The sequence below is a fragment of the Cylindrospermopsis sp. CR12 genome, assembly GCF_001432185.1.
Taxonomy (GTDB): domain Bacteria; phylum Cyanobacteriota; class Cyanobacteriia; order Cyanobacteriales; family Nostocaceae; genus Raphidiopsis; species Raphidiopsis raciborskii.
Window position 1 is genome coordinate 1 of record NZ_LMVE01000112.1, and the last position, 1,364, is coordinate 1,364.

General features: G+C 43.5%; 1 protein-coding gene. It reads right to left on the reverse strand.

Annotation, left to right across the window (positions count from 1 at the left end):
* Nucleotides 1–168: 168 nt before the first annotated feature.
* A partial coding sequence (locus ASL19_RS17915; protein WP_304437820.1) for a bluetail domain-containing putative surface protein occupies nt 169–1,364 on the reverse strand: 1,196 nt, incomplete at its 5' end.

Here is a 1,364-nt window from a genome sequence, read left to right on the forward strand (position 1 = left end):
AAGGTCACCTTGGTAATTATCCGTTGCGAGTATACCATGACAAAACATAAATTAGCAACAGTTTTAGATTGAATGATAAAAATATTTTATGATCTGGTTTTTATTGGTATGGGTTAGGTTGGTTAAGATTTGTATGAATAATATGTGGGTGAGTCACATGATCTATTTCTACACAAACACACTACCCACTGCTATATTTCCTAAATCCGGTAAATTACTACTATATCCCGTTAGATTAATCACCAAATCTGTAGCAGGATTAAACCCTCCTACCCCATCATTCACTATTAAATAAGTGCCACCTATTCCTTGTGCTGTTGACACGACCAATGCTGCACTGTTGGTCCCCAAACCCTGATTTCCACTTGTTGCTCCATTCCCATCAATAAATACACTATCCACCAAACTATTCAATGTACTAGCACTGTTATTGCTAGCACGGGTTAATACACTTGGTGACACTCCATTCACCCTTATCTTGTCCTTGCCAAATTGAAAATCCCCTATTCTATCTGGTTTACCCACTACGGAATCCCCAAGGTTAAACACAAAGGTGTCATTTCCTTTTAGTCCTGTCAGCACGTTTTGACCACTGTTTCCGGTGATTATATTGTCCCTCATGTTACCTATGCCATTGATATCCCCCGTACCCCAGAGGGTTAAGTTCTCTATCTGTGGGAGGGAAGCTAGATTATAGTTAATACTGGAAAATACAGTGTCATTACCTTCGTTCGGTAGTTCAATAATCACCACACTCGCACTATTTACCCTAATAATGTCATCCCCTTTTCCGGGCATTACCGTGGTTTGACCCCTGGTGGCATTTATATCATCTCCTTGGTCTGTGCCAGATATTACTTTGGGTTGATTGTCATCATTGGTAATTGTCCCTGTGACTCCAGTAGTGGTTCCAATGGTGTAACCAGTACCTGATGCTAGGGTTAAGATGACTGTTTCATCATTTTCTACTGTGCTGTCAGCAGTGGGGTCAACTGTAACTGTAGCTGTGGATGACCCTGCTGCAAAGGTGACGGTTTTTGTAGTTCCTGCGGTGGTAATTCCTGTATAATCCGTGCCTATTTTGGCAGTTCCCCCCACGGTGTAGTTGACAGTGAGGGCATTTGTCCTAACTCCCGTGCGGGTGAAGGTGTAGATAAGGTTGGGTGTGCCATCTTCTGTAACGGTTGTAGGAGATGTAGGAGAAACGGCTAGGGTGATGGAGGACGTTGTGGATAATGGAACCAGGCGATCGTCGTTAAATGGGTCAGCGAAGGATACCACCCCACTTGTCAACTGACTGCTCACACTACTGCTGTTCCCTCCAGACCAACCTCCCCAGGTCACAACAGAGCCATCGCTTTTTA